The following is a 20,950-nucleotide window of genomic DNA, read 5'->3' on the forward strand; positions in this document are numbered from 1 at the left end:
GCGCACCGGGCCGGGCGGGGTCAGGCGAGGTAGCCGACGAGGTAGGCGCGGACGAGGCGCTTGGCCTCGGCGATGAGGTCGGGGTCGCCGTCCGGGTGGGCGCGGAAGGCGAGCTTGAGCACGGCGTCGGCGGCCTCGACCGCCACGACGAACGCCCGGGCGAGGCTCTCGCTCGGCGGCACGCCGAGCAGGTCGACGACGAGCGAGCGCAGCCGGTCCGCCACCACCACGTTGTTCTCCAGGGCGGCGTCGAGCAGCCGCTTGGTCCCGGGCAGCTCGGGGCCGCCCGGGGTGGTCCGCACGTCCCCGAAGTCGACCGCCCCGAACCCGGGCACGGTCCGCTTCATGGTGACGAACTCGTCGATGGCCAGGTCGACGGCCTCCGACCAGTCCGACAGCCCGGCCGCGGTGAGCCGGGAGGCGAGCCGGTCGAGGTAGCTGTCCAGGTTCCGCAGGGCGAGCGCGCGCACCAGCGACTGCTTGTCCGTGAAGAACTGGTAGAAGGTGCCGATCGGCACCTCGGCCCGGCGGGCGACCTCCTTGGTGGTCAGCCGGTCGTACCCCACCTCGTCGAGCAGGAGGGCGCATTCGTCGAGCATCCGCTTGACCCGTTCCTGGCTGCGGCGCTGGGCGGGGAGCCGGCGCAGCGGTGGCCCGGCGAGGTGGCGTGCGGTGGCGCCGTGGGAACCCATGCCGCCATTCTCCCTCCCCCCGGCCGCCCTCCCGGCGGGGGCCCGCCTGGCCCATCAGGCCGGCTCCCCCATCCGCCCGGCTCACCGGACCATCCGCAGGCCGCCCCTATCCGCACCGGCTCACCGAACCCATCCGCGGGCCCGCCGCCCCGGTCCGCCCGGCTGCCGGGCATCCCGCCGGCACGCATCCGCGCGCGCCCAGACCCATCCCCCGGTCAGCCGCACCCCTCCGCCCAGAGCGCCGGGCTCACCGGCCGGCCTCCGGAACGCCCCGCGCGGGGTGTCCCGCCCGCCGAGACGCCGGGTCCATCCGGCCCGGCCCGCGAGCCCGCTCCACCGGGCCCTTCAGCGGCTCAGGGGCGCGGGGTTATCATGAGCATCCCTCATGATTACCGGCCGGGGGGAGAGTGGTGCCCATGTTCCTCTGGGGTGCGGCCACCTCGTCCTACCAGATCGAGGGAGCGGTGCGGGAGGACGGCCGTGGACCGTCGATCTGGGACACCTTCGCGCACCAGCCGGGCCGGATCAGGGACGGGCACACCGCCGACGTCGCCTGCGACCACTACCACCGCTGGCCCGAGGACGTGGCGCTGCTCGCCGAGGCCGGTTTCAACGCCTACCGCTTCTCCATCGCCTGGCCGCGGATCCAGCCGACCGGCCGGGACCCGGTCAACCCGGCCGGCCTCGGCTTCTACGACCGGCTGGTGGACGCGCTCTGCGAACGGAACATCACCCCGGTGGCGACCCTGTTCCACTGGGACCTGCCGCAGGCCCTGGAGGACGAGGGCGGCTGGCTCAACCGCGACACCGCCGCCCGGTTCGCCGACTACGCGGCGCGGGTCGCCGAGCGCCTCGCCGACCGGGTCGGCATCTGGATCACGCTCAACGAGCCGTTCGTGCACATGGTGTACGGCTACGCGCTCGGCGTGCACGCCCCGGGCCGGACGCTCATGCTGGACGCGCTCCCGGTCGCCCACCACCAGCTCCTCGGCCACGGCCTCGCCGTACCGGCGCTCCGGGCGAACGGCGCGGCCAAGGTGATGATCACGAACAACTGCACGCCGGTGTGGCCGGCCTCGGACTCCCCGGAGGACCGCGCCGCGGCCGAGGCCTACGACATCCTGCACAACCGGCTGTTCAACGACCCGGTGCTGCTCGGCTCCTACCCCGACCTGTCGGCGTACGGCGGCCTGAACTGCGTCCGGGACGGGGATCTGGAGATCATCGCCCAGCCGCTCGACGGGCTCGGGATCAACTACTACACGCCGACCCGGGTGTCCGGGCCGGGCTCGGACGGCCTGCCGTTCCGGCTCGAGGAGATCACCGGCTACCCGCGGACCGCGTTCGGCTGGCCGGTCGTCCCCGACGGCCTGCGCGAGCTGCTCGAGTCGCTCGCCCAGCGGTACGGCGCGGCGCTCCCGCCCGTGTACATCACCGAGAACGGCTGCTCCTACGACGGGATCGACGACCGGGAGCGGATCGACTACCTCGCCGGCCACATCGCCGCGATGCGGCGGGCCGAGGGGGTGGACGTCCGGGGGTACTTCGTCTGGTCGCTGCTCGACAACTTCGAGTGGGCCGAGGGCTACCACCAGCGGTTCGGCCTGGTGCACGTCGACTTCGCCACCGGCGCGCGCACCCCGAAGGCTTCCTACCACTGGATGCGGGACCTGATCCGCGGCGGCGCCGGGAACGGGCCGGAGCGCGAAGGCGGGTCAGAGCACTGAGACGTGCACGTGGTCCCAGTGGTTCGCGGTGACGCTGCCGCGATCCGCCATGGGCCGCCAGCCGGAGCCGGTGCGCAGGTCGTAGTAGCGCTGCTTCCAGATGATGTACATGATCCCGTACCGCCGGGCGTTCTGGATGCACCACTGGGCGATCGCGTCGCCGCGCGCCAGGCCGGTGGCGTCGGGCATCCGGCCGCCGCTGCTCACCATGAAGTCGCAGGCACGGCCCTTGCCGTGCTCCCCGGGGTCGCCCGGCCGCAGGCAGCCGTACCCGTGCGGCAGGGCGAACTGCCGGAGGATCGCGTTCCGCACGGTGATCATGCGCGGGGTGAGCCCGGTCCCCGCGTCGGGGGTCTGGAAGCCGAACCGCCTCAGGAGCCGCTCCACCTCGCTCCGTTTGCTCTGCAGCTCCTTGATCTGCTTGCGCAGTTTCTCGATCTCGGCCTCGGCCTTGGCCGCGGCCTTGCGCTGCTCGTCGAGGAGGCGCTGGACGTTCTTCAGCCGCTCGGCCCGGTGCAGGGCGAGGTAGGTGACCGTGGCGAGCGTGCCCGGGTCGCCGTTGGCGGCGAAGAGGTGGACGCCGTCGACGGCGCCGCCCATGTACGCAAGCTGCGCGAACTCCACCAGCTTGCGCCGCGCGGTGCGTAACTGGGTGCGCAGCCGCTTCACCCGGGTCGTGGCCTGCTGCGCCTTCCGCCGGGCCTCCTCCAGGTCGAGGATCGTCCCCCGGTAGCGCTTCTCGAGGTCGTCGGCCTGCTTGGTCAGCTCGCGGAGCCTGGCGTCCGGATCGGCGGGCGCGGCCGCGGCCGGCGCCGCCATGCAGGCGGCGAGCATCGCGATGGCGGCCAGCACCGCCCCGATCCGAAGCAGCACGCAGCCTCCGCTCCGACCGAACCCGGGGAAGCCGATCTGTCGGCTAATGCACCAGAAGATTCTGATGTTTCTGATGTGGTTTATAGCAACCACAATGCCCGGCTGCCGGGCAAACCACGGACCCGGTGCGCCCCAGAAGACCCGGTTCCGGCCGGTACGGCGGCGCCGTCGTCACGGCATTCGGGGCGCGGGCCGGAACCGGCGGATCGGCCGGATGGAGCGGGTCACCGGCGGGGACGGACGCCCCACCGGTGACCCGCACGGAGCCGGCAACCCCTCGGATCGATCGGAGACCGCGGCCGTCGCCCGGCGGCCCGCGTCCCCCTTGGCCGCCGGGGCCTCGCCGGCCGGTGGGTTCCCCCATCTCCCGCGCGGCATGAGGGTCCCGCCCAATGCGCCCCCGCGGCACTGGGCCACACCGGGGTGTGCACCGGCCGGCGCGTGCGCGAGTCCCGACACCCGCAATAGACGACGCTCAACCGGAGATGGTTCGCGTGATCCATCCGGCGATCCGGCGGATCAGATCCGGGGTGGCGGCCGCCTCGGCGTGGCCGTACCCGGGCTCGATCCACAGCTCCTTGGGGTCGCGGGCGTTCTCATAGAGCTGGCGGGCGTGCTCGACGGGGAAGAACGCGTCGGCGTCGCCGTGCACGATCAGCAGCGGGGTCGGCGCGATCATGTGCACCACCTCGTGCGGCGCGAGCGGCACCACCTCCCAGCGGCCGTTCCCCGCGATCCTGGTCCGCTTCACCGCCCGCACCACCAGCCGGCCGTGCCACCGCTCGATCGCCCAATGAACCTGGCGCATCGGCGTGGTGTCCCGGTAGTACCAGCGGGCCGGCCCGCTCACCGACACCACGGCGTCGACGCCGCCGTGCAGCGCCGCGTGCCGGATGGCCACCGCGGCGCCCATGGAGAAGCCGATCGTGGCCACCCGCCGGTACCCGATCGCCCGCGCGTGCTTCACCGCCACGTCGAGGTCGAGGATCTCCCGGTCTCCGACGGTCGTTTGCCCGGACGAGCGCCCGTGGCCCCGGAAGTCGAACGAGACCACGCCGCCGAACCGGGAGAGGAGCTGGGTGATCCGGCGGGTCGGCCGCTCCCGCCACGAGCCGGTGAACCCGTGCGCGACCACGATGCCGAGCTCGAGCGACCCGTTCGGGGTGTGCGCCGCGTCGAGGCGCACCCCGTCCGCCGTCCGCAGCGTCGCCGGGTAGACGGGAGACCATGCCACGCCCACGACCCTATTCACCCTCCTCGCGGCCGGGCCGGCCCGAGGTCCGGTGGCCGGCGTCCTCGCTCCAGGCGATACGGGTTCTCCCCGCCGATCCCCGGCGCAATCCGGGGCCGCTGCTCGGCGGCGGGAGCCCTCACGGCCATCGAATACAATGACCAGGCCGCTCACGACGGCCGATGCGTTTCTCTCCCACTCCGGGGCGCAACGATCCACCTCACCGCAGAACGAGACCGACCATGCCTTTGCTGACCCGCGACGACCTGCGCAACATCGCGATCATCGCGCACGTCGACCACGGGAAGACCACCCTGGTGGACGCCATGCTGTGGCAGTCCGGTGCGTTCCGCGCCAACCAGGAGGTCGCCGAACGCGTCCTCGACTCGATCGACCTGGAGCGGGAGAAGGGCATCACGATCCTCGCCAAGAACACGGCGGTACGGCACGGCGGGATCACGTACAACATCATCGACACCCCGGGCCACGCCGACTTCGGCGGCGAGGTGGAGCGCGGGCTGTCCATGGTGGACGGGGTCGTGCTCCTGGTCGACGCCTCGGAGGGTCCCCTCCCGCAGACCCGGTTCGTGCTGCGCAAGGCGCTCGAGGCGAAGCTGCCGGTGATCCTCTGCGTGAACAAGGTGGACCGCTCCGACGCGCGGATCCCCGAGGTCGTCGACGAGGTGTACGAGCTCTTCATCGACCTCGGCGCCACCGAGGAGCAGATCGAGTTCCCGATCGTCTACGCCTCGGCGAAGGCCGGCCGGGCGTCGCTCAACCGGCCGGAGAACGGCACGATGCCCGACTCACCGGACCTCGAGCCGCTCTTCCAGACGATCGCGGAGACGATCCCGCCGCCGGTCTACGACCCGGACGCGCCGCTGCAGGCGCACGTGACGAACCTCGACGCCTCCAGCTACCTCGGCCGGATCGCGCTCTGCCGGGTCCACCACGGCACGATCCGGAAGGGGCAGACCGTCGCCTGGTGCCGCACCGACGGGAGCGTGCAGCGGGTCAAGGTCACCGAGCTGTTCCTCACCGAGGCCCTGGAGCGGAAGCCGGCCGCCGAGGCGGGGCCGGGCGACATCATCGCGATCGCCGGCATCCCGGACATCATGATCGGCGAGACCCTGGCCGATCCCGACGATCCGCGCCCGCTCCCCCTGATCAAGGTCGATGAGCCGGCGATCTCGATGACGATCGGGGTGAACACCAGCCCGCTCGTCGGCAAGACCAAGGGCACGAAGGTGACCGCCCGGCTGGTCAAGGAGCGCCTCGATCGGGAGCTGGTCGGCAACGTCTCGCTCCGGGTGCTCCCGACCGACAGCCCGGACACCTGGGAGGTGCAGGGCCGGGGCGAGCTCGCGCTGGCCGTCCTCGTGGAGCAGATGCGGCGCGAGGGCTACGAGCTCACCGTCGGCAAGCCGAGGGTCGTCACCAAGATGATCGACGGCAAGCTGCACGAACCGGTCGAGCGGCTCACCGTCGACTGCCCCGAGGAGTACCTCGGCGCCGTGACCCAGCTCCTCGCCCAGCGCAAGGGCCGTATGGAGAACATGATCAACCACGGCACGGGCTGGGTCCGGATGGAGTTCGTGGTGCCCGCGCGCGGCCTGATCGGGTTCCGCACCGAGTTCCTCACCGAGACCCACGGCACCGGCATCGCGCACCACGTGTTCGAGGGGTACGAGCCGTGGTTCGGGGAGCTGCGCACCCGCACCACCGGGTCCCTGGTGGCCGACCGCGCCGGCAAGGTGACCTCGTACGCGATGCTCAACCTGCAGGAGCGGGCCACGCTCTTCGTCTCCCCCGGCACCGAGGTGTACGAGGGCATGGTGGTCGGGGAGAACTCCCGCCCCGACGACATGGACGTCAACATCACCAAGGAGCGGAAGCTCACCAACATCCGCTCGTCCACGGCCGAGGAGCTGGAGAAGCTGACCCCGCCGCGGGTCATGACGCTGGAGCAGGCCCTGGAGTTCATCCGCGACGACGAGTGCGTGGAGGTCACCCCGGACAGCGTGCGGATCCGGAAGGTGGTGCTCGACGCCGCGGAGCGCGCCCGCGCCGCCGCCCGGGCCAAGCGCCGCGGCTGAGCGCCGGTCGAGCCGTTTCCGGCGCCGCCGCGGGCGATCGCCCCGCGCCGGCGCCTCCAACGGACCCTTCCCGGCGATCGCCCCGTACCGGTACCTCCGGCGGACCTCTCCCGGCGTCGCCCCGTACCGGTACCTCCGGCGGACCTCTCCCGGCGTCGCCCCGTACCGGCGCCTCCGGCGGACCTTTGCCGGCGGCCGCCGCGGGCCGGCGGCTCGCTCCCGGTCCCTCCCGCCGTGGCCTTTCGTCACGGCCTCTCGGATGACCGCCCCCTTCCCGCGGCTCCCGCGGTCGGGCCCGGGCGATCGGCCGGCCTTGCCGCGTCGCCCTGCCGTGGCCGCGCCCGCCCGGCAAGAACGCGGTAAACCGTCGGCCAAGAACGGCGTTTTCCCCCCGCCCGGCCGGCCCGTGCCGTGCTCTGCTGTCGCCGGAACCAGCAGCGCCGTTCACGGAGGAGGCGACTCATGTTTCGCGCGACCTACCTGGCCCTCGCCGCCCTGGGGCTCACCGCGACCGGCGCGGCGGCACCGGCGGGTGACGCACCGCGAACGGGCTACCAGCCCCGGGTCATCGCAGGAGCCGTGATCAAGAACGCGAAGGGCAAGACCCTCGGCACCTTCCAGCTCGAGGCGTACGGCCGCGGCAAGTCCCGGGTCACCGTGCACGTCCGCGGGCTCACCCCGGGGTTCCACGGCTTCCACATCCACAACACCGGGGTGTGCGACCCCAAGTCGATCGATCCGGCGACGGGGAGCCCGTTCGCGAGCGCCGGCGACCACCTCGGCCACGGCAAGGCGCTGCGCCACCCCGCGATCGGTGACTTCCCGCCGATCCTGGTGAACTCGGACGGCACCGCCTACATGACCGTCGTCATCGACCGGATCCCGCGGCGGCGGCTCGCCGACCGGGACGGCAGCGCGGTCATCATCCACGCCAAGCCGGACAACCTCGCGCACATCCCGGACCGGTACACCCACCCCAAGGACAGCACCGGCACCAAGGGACCGGACGAGGCCAGCCGGCGGACCGGTGACGCGGGCGCCCGCGTCGGCTGCGGGGTCATCGAGGTCGTGGACTGACGCGGCCGGTGACCCACCGGCGGCCCGAGACCGGGCCCTCGCCAGGCGGCCCGCGCCCGGGGCACCCGGCGGCCGACGCCGCGGACACCCCGCCGGTGGCCCGCGCTCAGGGCGCGCGGCGTCCGAGACGCCGGAGAGGCGGCCCGGCCCGGGGCACCCCACCGGCGGCCGGACGCCCGGGACCGGTCCGGCGGGCGGCGCCCAAGGCGCGCGGTCAGCGGCGACGGCGGCGCACCGTGCCGAACACGGACCGGGCGATCTCCCGGCCCAGCGCGGTCGCCGCCGAGCGGGCGAGCGACTCCAGCCCCTTGGCGGAGAACACCCGCTCGAGCGGGGACGGCTCCGGCCGGCCGGGCCTCCCCTCCGGCTCCGCCCGCCTCTCCCGTGACCGGCCGGACGCCGGCTCCCCGGCCCCGGGTCCGGCCGCGCTGAGCCGGGCGGCGAGCAGCTCATAGGCGGACTCCCGGTCGACCGCCGTGCCGTACACGGCGGTGAGCGGGGACGCGGCGACCACGCGCCTGATCACTTGCGGGTCGGACGGCGCCATGCGGGACCGCGGCGCCCGCAGCCGGGTCCGGGCCACGGGGGTGGGCGCCCCGGTCTCGGAGAGCACGGTGACCACGGCCTCCCCGATGCCCAGCCCGGTGAGCACCTCCTCGAGGTCGTAGGAGGAGCGCGGGAACGTGGAGACGGTCGCCTTCAGCGCCTTGGCGTCCTGGGGGGTGAAGGCGCGCAGGGCATGCTGCACCCGGGCGCCGAGCTGGGCGAGCACGCCGGCCGGCACGTCCTCGGGGGTCTGGGTGACGAAGAACACGCCGACCCCCTTCGAGCGGATCAGCCGCACGGTCTGGACGAGCGCCCGCAGGAACGCCTTGGACGCGTCCTCGAAGAGCAGGCCCGCCTCGTCGAAGAAGAACACGAGCTCGGGCCGGTCCGGGTCACCGACCTCGGGCAGCCGCTCGAACAGGTCGGCGACCAGCCACATCAGGAAGGTGGAGAAGAGCCGCGGCCGGTCCCGCACCTCGGGGAGCTCGAGGATGGAGACGATCCCCCGGCCGTCCGGGGTACGGCGCAGCAGGTCGCGCACGTCGAACTCGGGCTCGCCGAAGAACACGCCCGCGCCCTCGGCCTCGAAGGTGGTGAGGCTGCGGAGGATCACACCGGCCGTCGACCGCGACAGCCCGCCGATCTCGCGCAGGGCCTCCGGCGTGTCGGCGAGGTAGCGGACCACCGCGACCAGGTCCTTCAGATCGAGCAGCGGGAGCCCGTTCCGGTCGGCGAAGTGGAAGATCAGCCCGAGCGAGGACTCCTGGGTCTCGTTGAGGCCGAGCACCTTCGCGAGCAGGGTCGGGCCGAAGGACGTCACGGTGGCGCGCAGCGGCACGCCTTCGCCGAGGCCGCCGAGCGAGAAGAACTCCACCGGGCAGGCGGCGGGCGACCAGTCCTGCCCCACCTCGGCGGCCCGGCTGAGCACCCGCTGCCCGGGCAGGCCGGGCGACGCCATGCCGGACAGGTCGCCCTTGACGTCGGCGAGGAAGACGGGGACGCCCGCCGCGGAGAGCTGCTCGGCCATGAGCTGGAGCGTCTTGGTCTTCCCCGTCCCGGTGGCCCCGGCGATGAGCCCGTGCCGGTTCATCATGGCGAGCGGGAGCCTGATCCGCTCGGCGGGGTCGATGGTCCCGTCCTCCCGTACCAGCGCGCCGAGCTCCAGCGCCGGGCCCGCGAAGTCGTAGCCCTTCATCGCTTGACGTACTGCTTCCCGGGGGTGACGTCGCCGAGCAGCTCGGAGACGGTCACGTAGGTGTACCCCTTGCGGTCCAGCTCGGCGAGGATCCGGGGGACCGCCTCGATCGTGGTGGCGTGGATGTCGTGGAGGAGCACGATGTCGCCGGGCTTGGCCTGGGCGGCGCGCTTGGCGACCGTGTCGGCGTTGCGGTCGCGCCAGTCGAACGTGTCGAGCGTCCAGAGGATCTGCGCGAGGCCCGCGTCCCGCGTCACCTTCTCCACCCCCTGGCCGGTCGCGCCGTACGGCGGGCGCATGATCCGCATCCGGACCCCGGCGACCTCCATGACCACCTGCTGGGTGCGGTCGAGCTCCTCCCGGACGCCTCCCGCGGAGAGCCCGGTGAGCGCGGGGTGGCTCCAGGAGTGGTTGCCGATCTCGTGCCCTTCGGAGACCATGCGCCGCACGTACCCGCGCGTGGTCTCGTCCTGGTCGACCATCCGGCCGAGCACGAAGAAGGTGGCCCGGGCGTGGTGGGCCGCGAGGATGTCGAGCAGCCGCCCGGTCTCCTCACCCGGACCGTCGTCGAAGGTGAGCGCCACGCACTTGAGCCGACTGCAGTCGATCGTCCTCGGTGGCGGGGCGACCGGCAGGCGCGGGCCCGGCCAGTCCCGCTGCGCGGAGACGAGCCGCATCCCGATCAGGTCCTGGGCGGGCGGGGTGCGGTGGCGGAACACGCGCTTGGGGCCGGGTGCGGTGGTCGCCGGCCGGGTGGGCTCGGCCATGCCGCATCCCGCGAGCAGCAGCAGCGCCAGCAGAACCGACCGTTTCCGCATGGAACCCCCTCCCGGCCGGACGGGCGGGCGGAGGCCGCCCGCCTCGTTCCCCCGTGCGTGTGGCACATATCGGACCTCGACTGACCGATGCCGACATATGCGGCACGGCGATTTCGTGCCCAGCTATCGGCGTTTCACGGTGTCAGCGGGCCGGGGCGGTAACGCCCGGGGAACATGGCGTCCGGTCATCACGAGGGTGTTCCGGGAGTGTTCGAGGCGCGGCGCGGCGCCCGGCCCGAGGCGGCCGGTGCCGCGTGATCATCGTCTTCCGTGGAGACTCCCCGGTCGGCCGTGCCGGGGGTACGCGACGCGCCGCGGTCAACCGGATCTTCACCGACCGGCGAACGATCTCTGGGGTCAGTCCTCGACCCGGTTCGTCGGCTCGGTCACCACCATCACGAAGCGGACCGGCCCCTCGCCGTGGTTGGCGTACCGGTGGGGCCGGTCGGCGCTGAAGACCACGGCCGCGCCCTCGCCGATCGTGTGGCTCTGGCCGTACACGGTGAGGGTGAGCTCCCCCTCGAGGACGGTGAGCATCTCCCGGGTGCCCGGCGGGTGCGCGTCCCCGTCGTAGTGCTCACCGGGGCCGAGCCGCCAGTCCCACAGCTCGAGGATGGCCGGCGCGTCGGAGCCGATCAGCAGCCGCGCCGAGCTGCTGGCGCCGTGCTGGAAGGTCACGGCCTCGGACGGCTGAACGATCCGCACCACCGGGACGTCGGCGACTTCGACCAGCCGGCCGATGCTGACGCCGAGCGCCTCGGCGATCCGGTTGAGGGTGTTGATGCTGGGGTTCGTCCGGCCCTGCTCGATCTGGATGAGCATGCCCCGGCTAACCTTCGACCTGGCGGCCAGCTCGTCGAGGGTCATCCCGCGCTGGCCCCGCAGGCTCCGCACGTTCGCGGCGATCGCGGCGTTGATCGTCTCGGGGTCGGGCATGGGTACAGTCTATTATGCTTTAAAGTTAATTTATTGTACTTTCGACGATCTCTTGTGGCCCCGACGGCTCCCGGAGGTCGCACCGTGACCGTGGCCGCGCTGGCGACGGCGGCCGCCGCCATCCTCGGCACCGCGGACTTCCTCGGCGGGCTCGCCGCCCGGCGCTCCCGCCTCATCGCCGTCGTCCTCGTCTCGCAGCTCGGCGGCCTCCTGGTGACCGGGCTGCTGCTCTCGCTCCTCCCCGGCACGCCGAGCGCCCCCGCCCTGCTGTGGGGGATGGCCTCCGGCGTCACCGGCGCGACCGCCATCGCCCTCTTCTACCGGAGCCTCGCCGCCGGCGTGATGTCCGTGGTCGCCCCGGCCACCGGGGCCACCAGCATGGCGGTGCCCGTGCTGATCGGCCTCGCCCTCGGGGAGCGCCCGTCCCCGCTCGCCATCGGCGGCATCGCCGCCGGGCTCGCCGCCGTCCTGCTCGTCGGCCAGGACGGCAGGCGATCGCGGACCGGGTCCCTGACCGGCCCCCTCGTGGGCGGGATCCTCGCCGGCGCCGGCTTCGGCGGCTCCTATACCCTGCTCAAGCTCGCCCCGGCCGACGCCGGGCTGTGGCCGCTGCTCGGCGGACGGGCCTGCTCGGTCCTGCTGGTCGCGCTCGTCGCCGTGGCGGCGCGGCGGAGCCCGCGCCCGGCGCCGGGGTCGCTCGCGGTGACGCTTCTCGCCGGGGTGCTCGACGCGACGGGGATCGCCCTCTACCTGCTCGCCGTCCAGCAGGGCATGCTCAGCCTGGTCGCCCCGCTGGTCTCCCTCTACCCGGCGAGCACGCTGCTGCTCGCCCGGTACGTGCTCGGGGAACGGCTGAGGCCGGTGCAGATCACCGGGGTGGCCTGCGCCCTGGGCGCGATCGTGCTGATCTCCGTCTCCTGACCGTGCCGTCGCCGCCGCAGGCGGCCGGGCGGGCGTACGGCCGTGCGCCCGGGTGGGTGCGCCCGCGTGTCTCGGTGCTGCGCGTTCTCCCAGGCCGGATGGTGGTACCCCGGCGCGTTCCCCCGCGCGTCCGGGTGCCGCCCGGGTTCCGCGTCGCCGCGTGCGGCACACCGTACGGCACGGCGGCGCGGCCGGGCCGGGTCATGCGCGCCCGACCGGGTCAGGCGGCCGGCCGGGTCAGGCGGATGGCCGACTCGGGCAGCAGACCGGGCCGGGCTCGGCCGGATCAGGCGGCCGCCGGCTCCGGCTCGGCCGCGCTCACCAGGCCGCCCTCGCGGGCGTAGTCCTTCAGCATGGCGCGCAGCTGCTTGCGGCCGCGGTGCAGCCGGGACATGACCGTCCCGATGGGGGTGCCCATGAGCTCCGCGATCTCCCGGTAGGCGTACCCCTCGATGTCGGCGAGGTAGACGGCGATCCGGAACTCCTCGGGGAGGGAGCGGAGGGCGTCCATCACGACCGAATCGGGGATCTGGTCGAGCGCCTCGGCCTCGGCCGACCGCAGGCCGGTGGAGGTGTGCGACTCGGCCGCCGCGAGCTGCCAGTCCTCGATGTCCTCGGCGGCGGAAAGCTTCGGCGAACGCTGCTTCTTGCGGTAGTCGTTGATGAAGTTGTTGGTGAGGATCCGGTGCAGCCACGCCTTGAGGTTCGTCCCCGGCCGGAACTGGTGGTACGAGGTGTACGCCTTGGCCACGGTCTCCTGGACCAGGTCCTCGGCGTCCGCCGGATTCCGCGTCAACCGCATCGCCGATGCGTAGAGCTGCCCGGTGACCGGCATGACCTCGCGCTCGAGCCAGACCCGCCGCTCTTCGTCGGTCGAGATCATTTCATCCCCCCTGGAGAAACCCCGGAGCCTGAGAATCATGCGCGCATGCCCGGCCATCGACGGCACACGAGCATTCCAACGCGGGTGTAAGCGCAGCGTTAGGGCTCGTCTCTGAGCTACGTCTCACCGCGACAGGTCAGACGGTCGCCCTCGACCCTGCCTGACCGGTCCTCATCGAGGCATGCCGGAAGTCGTACGGAACGTCGGGCTGATCACGCGGTCACACGCCGCACTACCCCGAAAGCGGTCGGCTCGCAACTGATCTAGGTCTCACAATTGTAACACTTCAGCCCGCGACCGGTAAAAGGACCGCCTATGGGGCACCGGTGACGCTCGCCGAGCGGTCTCCGCCGCCGGGGCCGTAGGCCACCGGGCCGCGGACCCGCGCACCGCTCGCGCGCCCCATCCGCCAGGCCTGCCACGCTCCGCGCTCCGCCGAGCCGGCGCGTGTTCGCCTGCCGCCGTTCGCCCGCCCGCCGCGGGCGGACGGATCACGCCATCCGACGATCCGGCCTCACCCCGCCTGATCGAGATCGCGGTCACCCACGCGAATCAGTACAACCGCCTTACTTGCACTTTTATTTCATCGATCCACACCGCTGACCTTGCGCAAGGTCCGGCCGTGTCAGGGCTCGATTGACACCTTGAAAAGTCGAACTTGACGCTCGACGGTGGTGGTCCAATCTCACGTGGAAGGAGAGCCCAGGTGAAGAGCCACTCGGGCCGCTCCACGATCCGATCGGCGGTCGCCGTGCTCGCGGTGGCGGCGACCTGCGCGGTCGGTGGAGCGTTGACACCGGGCGCTCAGGCGGCCGTGGTCACCGCGGCCGTGGAGGACGACGGCACCGGCTGCCCGGTCCCGGACACCGGTGACCTGGCGAGCACTCCCCTGCTGCCCGACCCCTTCCGCAAGCTCGGCACGCGCATCACCACCAAGGCGGAGTGGCGGTGCCGCCGCGCGGAGATCAGGAAACTGGCGGAGCGGTACGTCTACGGCACCAAGCCCGGAAAACCGGCGAGCGTCACGGGTTCGGTCACGCGGAACGGCATCACCGTCAACGTGTCGGAAGGCGGCAGGAGCGCGAGCTTCTCGGCGAGCGTCGACCTGCCGAGCGGGAACGGCCCGTTCCCCGCCGTCGTCGTCCTGGGCGGGCTCGGCGCGGACACCGCCACCATCAAGGCGGCCGGTGCCGCGGTCATCGGCTTCGACCCGTACTCCGTCGGGCGGGAGAACACCTCCCGGAGCAACAAGCAGGGCGCCTTCTACACCCTCTACGGCTCCTCCAGCAGCACCGGCCTGCTCGCCGCCTGGGCCTGGGGCGTGAGCCGCATCATCGACGTCATCGAGCAGTCGGACGGCTCCATCCTCAAAGCGGACGCGATTGGGGTCACCGGGTGCTCCCGGTTCGGCAAGGGCGCCTTCGTGACCGGCGCGTTCGACCAGCGCATCGCGCTCACCATGCCGATCGAGTCCGGCACCGGCGGCGTCCCCATCTTCCGCGGCGTGGCCCGGGAGAGCGGCGCCCAGCCGCTGAGCAGCGCGTACAACGAGCAGCCGTGGCTCGGTGACGCGTTCGGCTCGTTCACCGGCGACCCGGCGCGGCTGCCGGTGGACACGCACTCGATCATCGGCATGATCGCGCCGCGGGGCCTGTTCATCATGGAGAACCCGCACATCGACTGGCTCGGCTCCCGGCCCGGCAGCGTCGCCGCCCTGGCCGGAGCGGAGATCTACAAGGCGCTCGGCGCGGAGGACAACATCAGCTACTGGTCCAACGTCCAGGACGGCACGCACTGCGCCGCGCGCGCCGAGTGGCGGGACCCCCTGCAGCGGAACATCCGCAAGTTCCTGCTGAAGACGGGCGACGATACGGGCGTCTTCAACATCTCGCCCAACGCACGGGCGACCTGGCGGGGTGGCGGGACTGGACGACCCCGGTCCTCAGCGACGACGGTGGGACGCAGCCGTCGCCGAGCCGGCCGCCCACGAGCCCGAGCCCGTCCCCGACCGGCAACCCGCCGCCCGGGCAGTGCTCGGCCACGCTGCGCGTGGTGAACTCCTGGAACGAAGGCTGGCAGGGCGAGGTCACGGTCCGTGCCGGGAGCACGCCGATCAACGGCTGGACCGTGCGCTGGACATGGCCCGGATCCCAGAGCATCACCCAGCTGTGGGGCGGTGACCATCAGCCGTCCGGATCCGGGACGGTGACGGTGCGCAACGCACCGTGGAACGGCTCGCTCGGCGCCGACGCGAGCACGACCTTCGGCTTCCTCGCGTCGGGATCGCCGGCGACCCCGGCGGCCACCTGCACCAGCCCGTGACCCCGTAGGTCTCACCGGACACCCCCACCGGGTGCACCGACAGGGCCCGTGGTACGTCGCGTACCACGGGCCCTGTGCACGATCGGTGGCCGCCGGCTCAGTCCCCCACGATGGCGTCGACGAACAGCTTCGGATCGAACGGGGCGAGGTCGTCCGGGCCCTCGCCGAGACCCACGAGCTTGACCGGGACGCCGAGCTCCCGCTGCACCGAGATCACGATGCCGCCCTTGGCCGTGCCGTCGAGCTTGGTCAGCACGATCCCGGTGACGTCCACCACCTCGGCGAACACCTGGGCCTGGCGCATGCCGTTCTGCCCGGTGGTCGCGTCGAGGACGAGCAGGACCTCGTCGACCTGCGCCTTCTTTTCGATGACCCGCTTGATCTTGCCGAGCTCGTCCATCAGGCCGACCTTGGTGTGCAGGCGGCCCGCGGTGTCCACGATGACCGTGTCGACCTTGTCGGCGATGCCCTTCGCGACCGCGTCGAAGGCCACGGAGGCCGGGTCGGCGCCCTCAGGCCCGCGCACCACGGCGGCGCCCACCCGTTCGCCCCAGGTCTGGAGCTGATCGGCGGCGGCGGCGCGGAACGTGTCCGCGGCGCCGAGCAGCACCTTCTTGCCGTCCCCGACCAGGGCCCGGGCGAGCTTGCCCGCGGTGGTGGTCTTGCCAGTGCCGTTGACCCCGACGATCAGGACGACGGCCGGGCGCTCCCCGGTCGGCTCCGTGCGCAGCGTGCGGTCGAGGTCCGGGCCGACCTGGGCGAGCAGCTCCTCCCGGAGCAGGGCACGCAGCTCCTCCTCCGTTCGGGTGCCGAGCACCTTCACCTTCGTGCGCAGGTTCTCCACCATCGCCCGGGTGGGCGCGACCCCCACGTCCGCGGTGATCAGGGTCTCCTCGATCTCGTCCCAGACCTCGTCGTCGAGCCGGTCCCTCGACAGCAGCTCGAGGAGGCCCCGCCCGATCACGTTCTGGGAGCGGGCCAGGCGGCTGCGCAGCCGTACCATCCGGCCGGCCGACGGCGGCGGAACCTCGATCGCGGGTGGCTTGACCAGCTCCTCGGCCGGTGGAGGCGGCACGGTGGTCGTCGCCGTCCCGGCGGCCTCCTCTTCCTCGGTCGCGGCCGGCCGGCCCGGTGCCTCGGCCGCGGGCGTCTCCGGCGGTGCCGGCACGCTCGGCGGCCTCCGGGTCTTCGGCCGGAACAGCAGGAAAACGCTCACCAACGCCAGGGCGGCGATGGCGACCACCAACACCAGGTAGCCGATGTACTCCTCCACACCATGCAGTCTCCCAGACGACCAGGGGTGCCCGGCCCAACCCCGGGGGTGCCGGCCCGGACTCGCGTGGCAACCGGCCGGCGGCCGGCCAGGGCACGGCGGCGATCCGGGCCCCGGGCATTTCCCTGCTCAGTAGCCCTCGCGGGCGTCGCCGGCCCGTACCTCGCATGGAGGAGCAGCCGAAGGCGGGCGGAACACGGCGGCGTGGCCGACCCCGGGCGCTCCCGGACGGGCGTCGCCGATCCGGGCGGTCCCCGCTCGATGGTCCCGGCGGGCGTCACCAGCCCGGACTCGCACGGGGGACCGGCCGACGGCGGGACGGCGCATACCGACGTGCCCGGGCCCGGGCGTTTCCCGTGCCCGACGGTCCCCGCGGTCCGGCTCGGGACTTCCCCGGTACGGGTGGTATCGGGACGGGACAGCGGCGGTGGCCCGCGATCCGGGCGGCATGGTGAGCGCGATCAGCCGGGCCTGGTGGACCGCGCCCGGGCGGGGCGGCGTGCCCCGCCCGGACCGTGTGGCATCGGTGGCCGGGCACCCGCCCGGGCAGCGTCGTCAGCGCATCTGGGGCGTCACTCGCGCAACCGCTGGCTCACCACCTGGCTCACCCCGCCGCGCATGGTCACGCCGTACAGCGCGTCGGCGATCTCCATGGTCCGCTTCTGGTGGGTGATGATGATGAGCTGCGAGGTCTTCCGCAGCTCCTCGAACAGGGTGAGCAGCCGCTGGGTGTTGGTGTCGTCGAGTGCCGCCTCCACCTCGTCCATCACATAGAACGGCGACGGCCGGGCCTTGAAGATGGCGATGAGGAAGGCGACCGCGGTGAGCGCCCGCTCCCCGCCGGAGAGCAGCGAGAGCCGCTTGATCTTCTTCCCCGGCGGCCGGGCCTCCACCTCGACGCCGGTGTGGAGCATGTCGTCCGGGTCGGTGAGGATCAGCCGGCCCTCACCGCCCGGGAAGACCCGCTGGAAGATCTGCGCGAACTCCCGCGCCACGTCGTGGAAGGCGGAGGCGAACATCTGCTCCACCCGCTCGTCGACCTCCTTGACGACGAGCATCAGATCCCGCCGGCTCTTCTTGAGGTCCTCCAGCTGCGAGGTGAGGAACGCGTGGCGCTCCTCCAGCGCGGCGTACTCCTCGAGCGCGAGCGGGTTGACCTTGCCGAGCTGGGCGAGCCGCCGCTCGGCGGTCGCGGCGCGCTTCTCCTGCTCCTCCCGGACGTACGGCACGGGCGGGTCGCCGGGCACCGGGACGTGCGGGCCGTACTCGGCGATCAGCGACTCGACGTCGAGGCTGAACTCCTCCATGGCCCGCTTCTCGAGCTGCTCCAGGCGGAGCCGCCGCTCGGTCCGCGCGACCTCGCTGCCGTGGGCCCGGTTGACCAGGGCATCGAGCTCGGCGCCGAGCTCCCGGACGCGGCCCCGGACCGTCTTGAGCTCGGTCTCGATGTGCTCGCGGGCCCGTTCGGCGGCCTCCCGCTCCTCGGCGGCGAGCGCGAGGGACCGCTCCACGGCCTGCAGGGCGGTCTGGGCGCCGCGCACCACCGCGGCGGCCGTCTCGGCCTGCCTGCGGCGGCGGGCCCGCTCTGCGGCCAACCTGGCCCGCTCCACCCGCTCCCGCTCCGCGGCGCGCAGCAGGGCGTCCGCGCGGCCGGCGATCCCCTGGAGCCGCTCTTCCACGGTCCGGACGGCGAGCCGGGCCTCCAGCTCCGCCTGCCGGGCCGACTCGCAGGTCGCGGCGAGCTCGTCGCGGGTCTCGGTGGTGACCTCCTCGGTCAGCTCGGCCGCGTACTCCTCCTCGGCCAGCCGCTCTTCCAGCTCCACGACGGCGGCCAGGGCCTCCTCGCGGGCCTGCTCCGCGCCCCGCACGGCCTGCTCCAGCCGGGCGACCTCGTCGGCGGCCGCGTTCGCCGCGGCCTCCAGACCGGCCAGCCGGCGGGCCGCGTCGGCGGCGGCCTGGTCGGCCTCCCGCTGCCTGCTCCGCAGCCGGTCGAGCGCCGCCTGGGCGGCGTTGAGGCCCTGCTGGGCGGCGTCGACCCTGCTCTGGGCCGCCGCGGCGGCCCGCTGGGCCTCGGCCACGCGCTCCTCCGCCTCGGCGACGGCGTTCCGGCACTCCTCCTCGGCGGCGAGCGCCTCGGCGAGCGCCCGGGCGTTGCGCTCCGCCTCGGCCTGGGCGGCGGCGAGGCCGGCGGCCGCCTCGTCGAGCGCCCGCCGCATCTGCAGCACCGAGGTGCGGCCGCCCGGGCCGCCCTGGGCCGCGTACGCGCCGAGCACCTCACCGGCCCGGGTGACCGCCCGCAGCCGCGGGTTCGCCTCGACCACCTTGCGCGCGGTGACGAGGTCGGGGACGACGACCACGTCGGAGAGCAGCGCGGCCACCGCCGGGCGCAGCGCTTCGGGCGCGGTGACGAGATCGGCGGCCCACTCCGCGCCGGCGACCGGCGGCTCACCGGGGTGACGGGCCTCCGTGGCGTCGCCGGCGATCAGCAGCGCGGAGCCGCCCCCGCCGGACTCGCGCAGGTGCTCCATGGCGGCCACGGCCGCGTGGAGCGAGGCCACGGCCACGCCGTCGACCGCGAGCACGGCCGCGATCGCCGCCTCGGCCCCGGGCGCGACGGTGAGCAGGCCGGCCACCGGGCCGAGCACCCCGGGCAGGCCGGCGCCGAGCAGGGTCGCGGCCCCGTCCGTGGGCTGGTTGAGGCTCAGCTCGAGCGCCTCCCGGCGCGCCTGCAGCGCGGCCACCTTGCGCTGCGACTCCTGATCGGCCGCCACCGCGGCGGCGACCGCCGCCTTCGCCGCGGCGAGCGCCTCCTGCGGGGCGGCGAGACCGGCCTTCACCCGGTCCACCTCGGCCTCGGCCTGCGCGGCAGCCGCCCGGGCCTCCTCCACGGCGGCGCGGGCGAGCTCCACCTCCTCCTCGGCGGCGGCGAGCTCGGCCAGGAGCCGCTCATCGACCTCCGGCTCGGCGAGCGCCTGCGCCTCGAGCTCGGCCCGCGCCTGCTCGGCCCGCCGCCGCGCCTCCTCGAGCGCCCGGGAGAGCCGGCCGATCTCCTCGTCGGCCGCCCGGGCCCGGCTGCGCGCGGACTCCACCTGGCCGCGGAGGGCGGCGAGCGCCTCGCGCCGTTCGGCCGCGGCGCGGGCCGCGGCGGCGAGGCGGCGTTCCTCGGCCGCCAGGGCGTTCTCCGCCTCGGCGCGGTAGTCGACGGCGGCGGCCAGCCGGGCGTTCGCCTCCTCGAGCTCCTGGGCGAGGGCCTCCTCCTGCGCGCGCGCCTCGGCCGCCTCGCGTTCGAGCTCCTCGGGGTCGCGGCCCCAGCGCTGGACCTGCGCGGCCTCGGCGGCGTGCCGCTGCCGCTCCGCGGCGAGGCTCTCCACGCTGCGCAGCCGCTCCTTGATGGCGGAGAGCCGGTAGTAGGACTCCTGGGCCGCCTTGAGCCGCGGCTCGGCCTCGCTCGCCGCGGCCTCCAGCTCGGCCTCCACGCGCTGGCTCTCCGCGAGCTGGGCCTCGACCTCCGCGCGCCGGGCCCGTACCGCGGCCTCGTCGGCCTCCTCCCGCCGCAGCTCCTCCCGCAGGGTCACCACGTCGTCGGCGAGCAGCCGCAGCCGCGCGTCCCGTAAGTCGGCCTGGATCACCGCGGCCTTCCGGGCGATCTCCGCCTGCCGGCCGAGCGGCTTGAGCTGGCGGCGCAGCTCGGTGATGAGGTCCTGGAGGCGGTTGAGGTTGGCCTGCATGGCGTCGAGCTTGCGCAGCGCCTTCTCCTTGCGCTTGCGGTGCTTCAGGACGCCCGCGGCCTCTTCGATGAACGCCCTGCGCTCCTCCGGCCCCGCGTGCAGCACCTGGTCGAGCTGCCCCTGCCCGACGATGACGTGCATCTCGCGGCCGATGCCGGTGTCGGAGAGCAGCTCCTGGATGTCGAGCAGGCGGCACGGGTCACCGTTGATGGCGTACTCGCTCTGGCCGGACCGGAACATCAGCCGGCTGATGGTGACCTCGGTGTAGTCGATCGGCAGCGCGCCGTCGGAGTTGTCGATGGTGAGCGTGACCTCGGCGCGGCCCAAGGGCGGCCGGCTGGCGGTGCCGGCGAAGATGACGTCCTCCATCTTGCCGCCGCGCAGCGACTTCGCGCTGTGCTCGCCCATCACCCAGGCGAGCGCGTCGACGACGTTGGACTTCCCCGACCCGTTCGGCCCGACCACGCAGGTGATGCCGGGCTCGAACCGAAGGGTCGTGGCGGAGGCGAAGGACTTGAAGCCGCGAAGGGTCAGCTTCTTCAGGTACATGCGCTGCCCCCTCCCAGCCACCTGTGTTCGGGGGAAGACTACCGTCCCTGAAGGACACCGGTGTCACATAAGGCTCGCTGAGC

At 73.4% G+C, this 20,950-nt stretch carries 15 protein-coding genes; 6 read left to right on the forward strand and 9 right to left on the reverse strand.

All coding sequences use genetic code 11. The features are described 5' to 3' along the window. Positions 1–20: 20 nt before the first annotated feature. Complete coding sequence (locus TBIS_RS13680) at positions 21–692, reverse strand: TetR/AcrR family transcriptional regulator (protein ID WP_013132994.1); 672 nt, start codon at positions 690–692, stop codon at positions 21–23. Positions 693–1,108: 416 nt separating this feature from the next. Here TBIS_RS13680 and TBIS_RS13685 point away from each other — a divergent pair, with 416 nt between their 5' ends. Further along, complete coding sequence (locus tag TBIS_RS13685) at positions 1,109–2,419, forward strand: GH1 family beta-glucosidase (protein ID WP_013132995.1); 1,311 nt, start codon at positions 1,109–1,111, stop codon at positions 2,417–2,419. Here TBIS_RS13685 and TBIS_RS13690 read toward each other — a convergent pair. Beyond that, complete coding sequence (locus TBIS_RS13690) at positions 2,408–3,292, reverse strand: coiled-coil domain-containing protein (protein ID WP_013132996.1); 885 nt, start codon at positions 3,290–3,292, stop codon at positions 2,408–2,410. The two genes, TBIS_RS13685 and TBIS_RS13690, sit on opposite strands and share 12 nt — an antisense overlap. A gap of 475 nt (positions 3,293–3,767) precedes the next feature. Beyond that, positions 3,768–4,532 carry an alpha/beta hydrolase gene (locus TBIS_RS13695; RefSeq protein ID WP_013132997.1) on the reverse strand — a complete coding sequence of 255 codons (765 nt, stop codon included), beginning with the start codon at positions 4,530–4,532 and terminating at the stop codon, positions 3,768–3,770. A gap of 233 nt (positions 4,533–4,765) precedes the next feature. On the opposite strand from TBIS_RS13695, the gene typA reads away from it, so the two are divergent. After that, positions 4,766–6,619: a translational GTPase TypA gene (gene typA, locus TBIS_RS13700; protein ID WP_013132998.1), complete on the forward strand. Its 1,854-nt coding sequence runs from the start codon at positions 4,766–4,768 to the stop codon at positions 6,617–6,619. 462 nt (positions 6,620–7,081) lie between these two features. Then, on the forward strand, positions 7,082–7,696 hold the full coding sequence (locus TBIS_RS13705) for a superoxide dismutase family protein (RefSeq protein WP_013132999.1): 615 nt from the start codon (positions 7,082–7,084) through the stop codon (positions 7,694–7,696). 214 nt (positions 7,697–7,910) lie between these two features. Here the strand turns inward: TBIS_RS13705 and TBIS_RS13710 are convergent, their stop codons facing one another. The 3 genes from TBIS_RS13710 to TBIS_RS13720 all read right to left on the reverse strand — a co-directional run bounded on the left by TBIS_RS13710 (position 7,911) and on the right by TBIS_RS13720 (position 11,191). After that, positions 7,911–9,437 (reverse strand): helicase HerA-like domain-containing protein, encoded by a 1,527-nt coding sequence (locus tag TBIS_RS13710; protein WP_013133000.1) that lies wholly within the window; start codon positions 9,435–9,437, stop codon positions 7,911–7,913. Then, a complete protein-coding gene (locus TBIS_RS13715) occupies positions 9,434–10,255 on the reverse strand; it encodes a polysaccharide deacetylase family protein (protein ID WP_013133001.1) in 822 nt (273 codons plus the stop codon). Before TBIS_RS13715 ends, TBIS_RS13710 begins: the two co-directional genes overlap by 4 nt. Before the next feature lie 357 nt (positions 10,256–10,612). Continuing rightward, positions 10,613–11,191 carry a helix-turn-helix domain-containing protein gene (locus TBIS_RS13720; RefSeq protein WP_013133002.1) on the reverse strand — a complete coding sequence of 193 codons (579 nt, stop codon included), beginning with the start codon at positions 11,189–11,191 and terminating at the stop codon, positions 10,613–10,615. A gap of 84 nt (positions 11,192–11,275) precedes the next feature. Between TBIS_RS13720 and TBIS_RS13725 the strand changes: the two genes are divergently transcribed. Further along, the gene (locus TBIS_RS13725; RefSeq protein WP_013133003.1) at positions 11,276–12,112 is read left to right on the forward strand and encodes a DMT family transporter; all 837 of its coding nucleotides are present in this window, start codon (positions 11,276–11,278) and stop codon (positions 12,110–12,112) included. Between the two features lie 286 nt (positions 12,113–12,398). Here the strand turns inward: TBIS_RS13725 and TBIS_RS13730 are convergent, their stop codons facing one another. Next, positions 12,399–12,995, reverse strand: coding sequence for a sigma-70 family RNA polymerase sigma factor (locus tag TBIS_RS13730; RefSeq protein WP_050760540.1), 597 nt, complete (start codon positions 12,993–12,995; stop codon positions 12,399–12,401). A 706-nt stretch (positions 12,996–13,701) separates the two neighbouring features. Between TBIS_RS13730 and TBIS_RS19925 the strand changes: the two genes are divergently transcribed. Together TBIS_RS19925 and TBIS_RS19930 are read left to right on the forward strand one after the other, a co-directional pair. Next, positions 13,702–15,051 (forward strand): glucuronyl esterase domain-containing protein, encoded by a 1,350-nt coding sequence (locus TBIS_RS19925; RefSeq protein WP_013133005.1) that lies wholly within the window; start codon positions 13,702–13,704, stop codon positions 15,049–15,051. Then, a complete protein-coding gene (locus TBIS_RS19930) occupies positions 15,048–15,317 on the forward strand; it encodes a cellulose binding domain-containing protein (RefSeq protein WP_013133006.1) in 270 nt (89 codons plus the stop codon). Before TBIS_RS19925 ends, TBIS_RS19930 begins: the two co-directional genes overlap by 4 nt. Before the next feature lie 97 nt (positions 15,318–15,414). Here TBIS_RS19930 and ftsY read toward each other — a convergent pair whose 3' ends face one another. Both ftsY and smc read right to left on the reverse strand, forming a co-directional pair. Beyond that, positions 15,415–16,590, reverse strand: a complete 1,176-nt coding sequence (gene ftsY, locus TBIS_RS13740; protein ID WP_013133007.1) for a signal recognition particle-docking protein FtsY — start codon at positions 16,588–16,590, stop codon at positions 15,415–15,417. Positions 16,591–17,162: 572 nt separating this feature from the next. Continuing rightward, positions 17,163–20,867 carry a chromosome segregation protein SMC gene (gene smc / locus TBIS_RS13745; protein ID WP_013133008.1) on the reverse strand — a complete coding sequence of 1,235 codons (3,705 nt, stop codon included), beginning with the start codon at positions 20,865–20,867 and terminating at the stop codon, positions 17,163–17,165. Positions 20,868–20,950: the final 83 nt, after the last annotated feature.

The sequence above is a fragment of the Thermobispora bispora DSM 43833 genome (assembly GCF_000092645.1).
In the GTDB taxonomy this organism is placed as follows: Bacteria; Actinomycetota; Actinomycetes; order Streptosporangiales; family Streptosporangiaceae; genus Thermobispora; species Thermobispora bispora.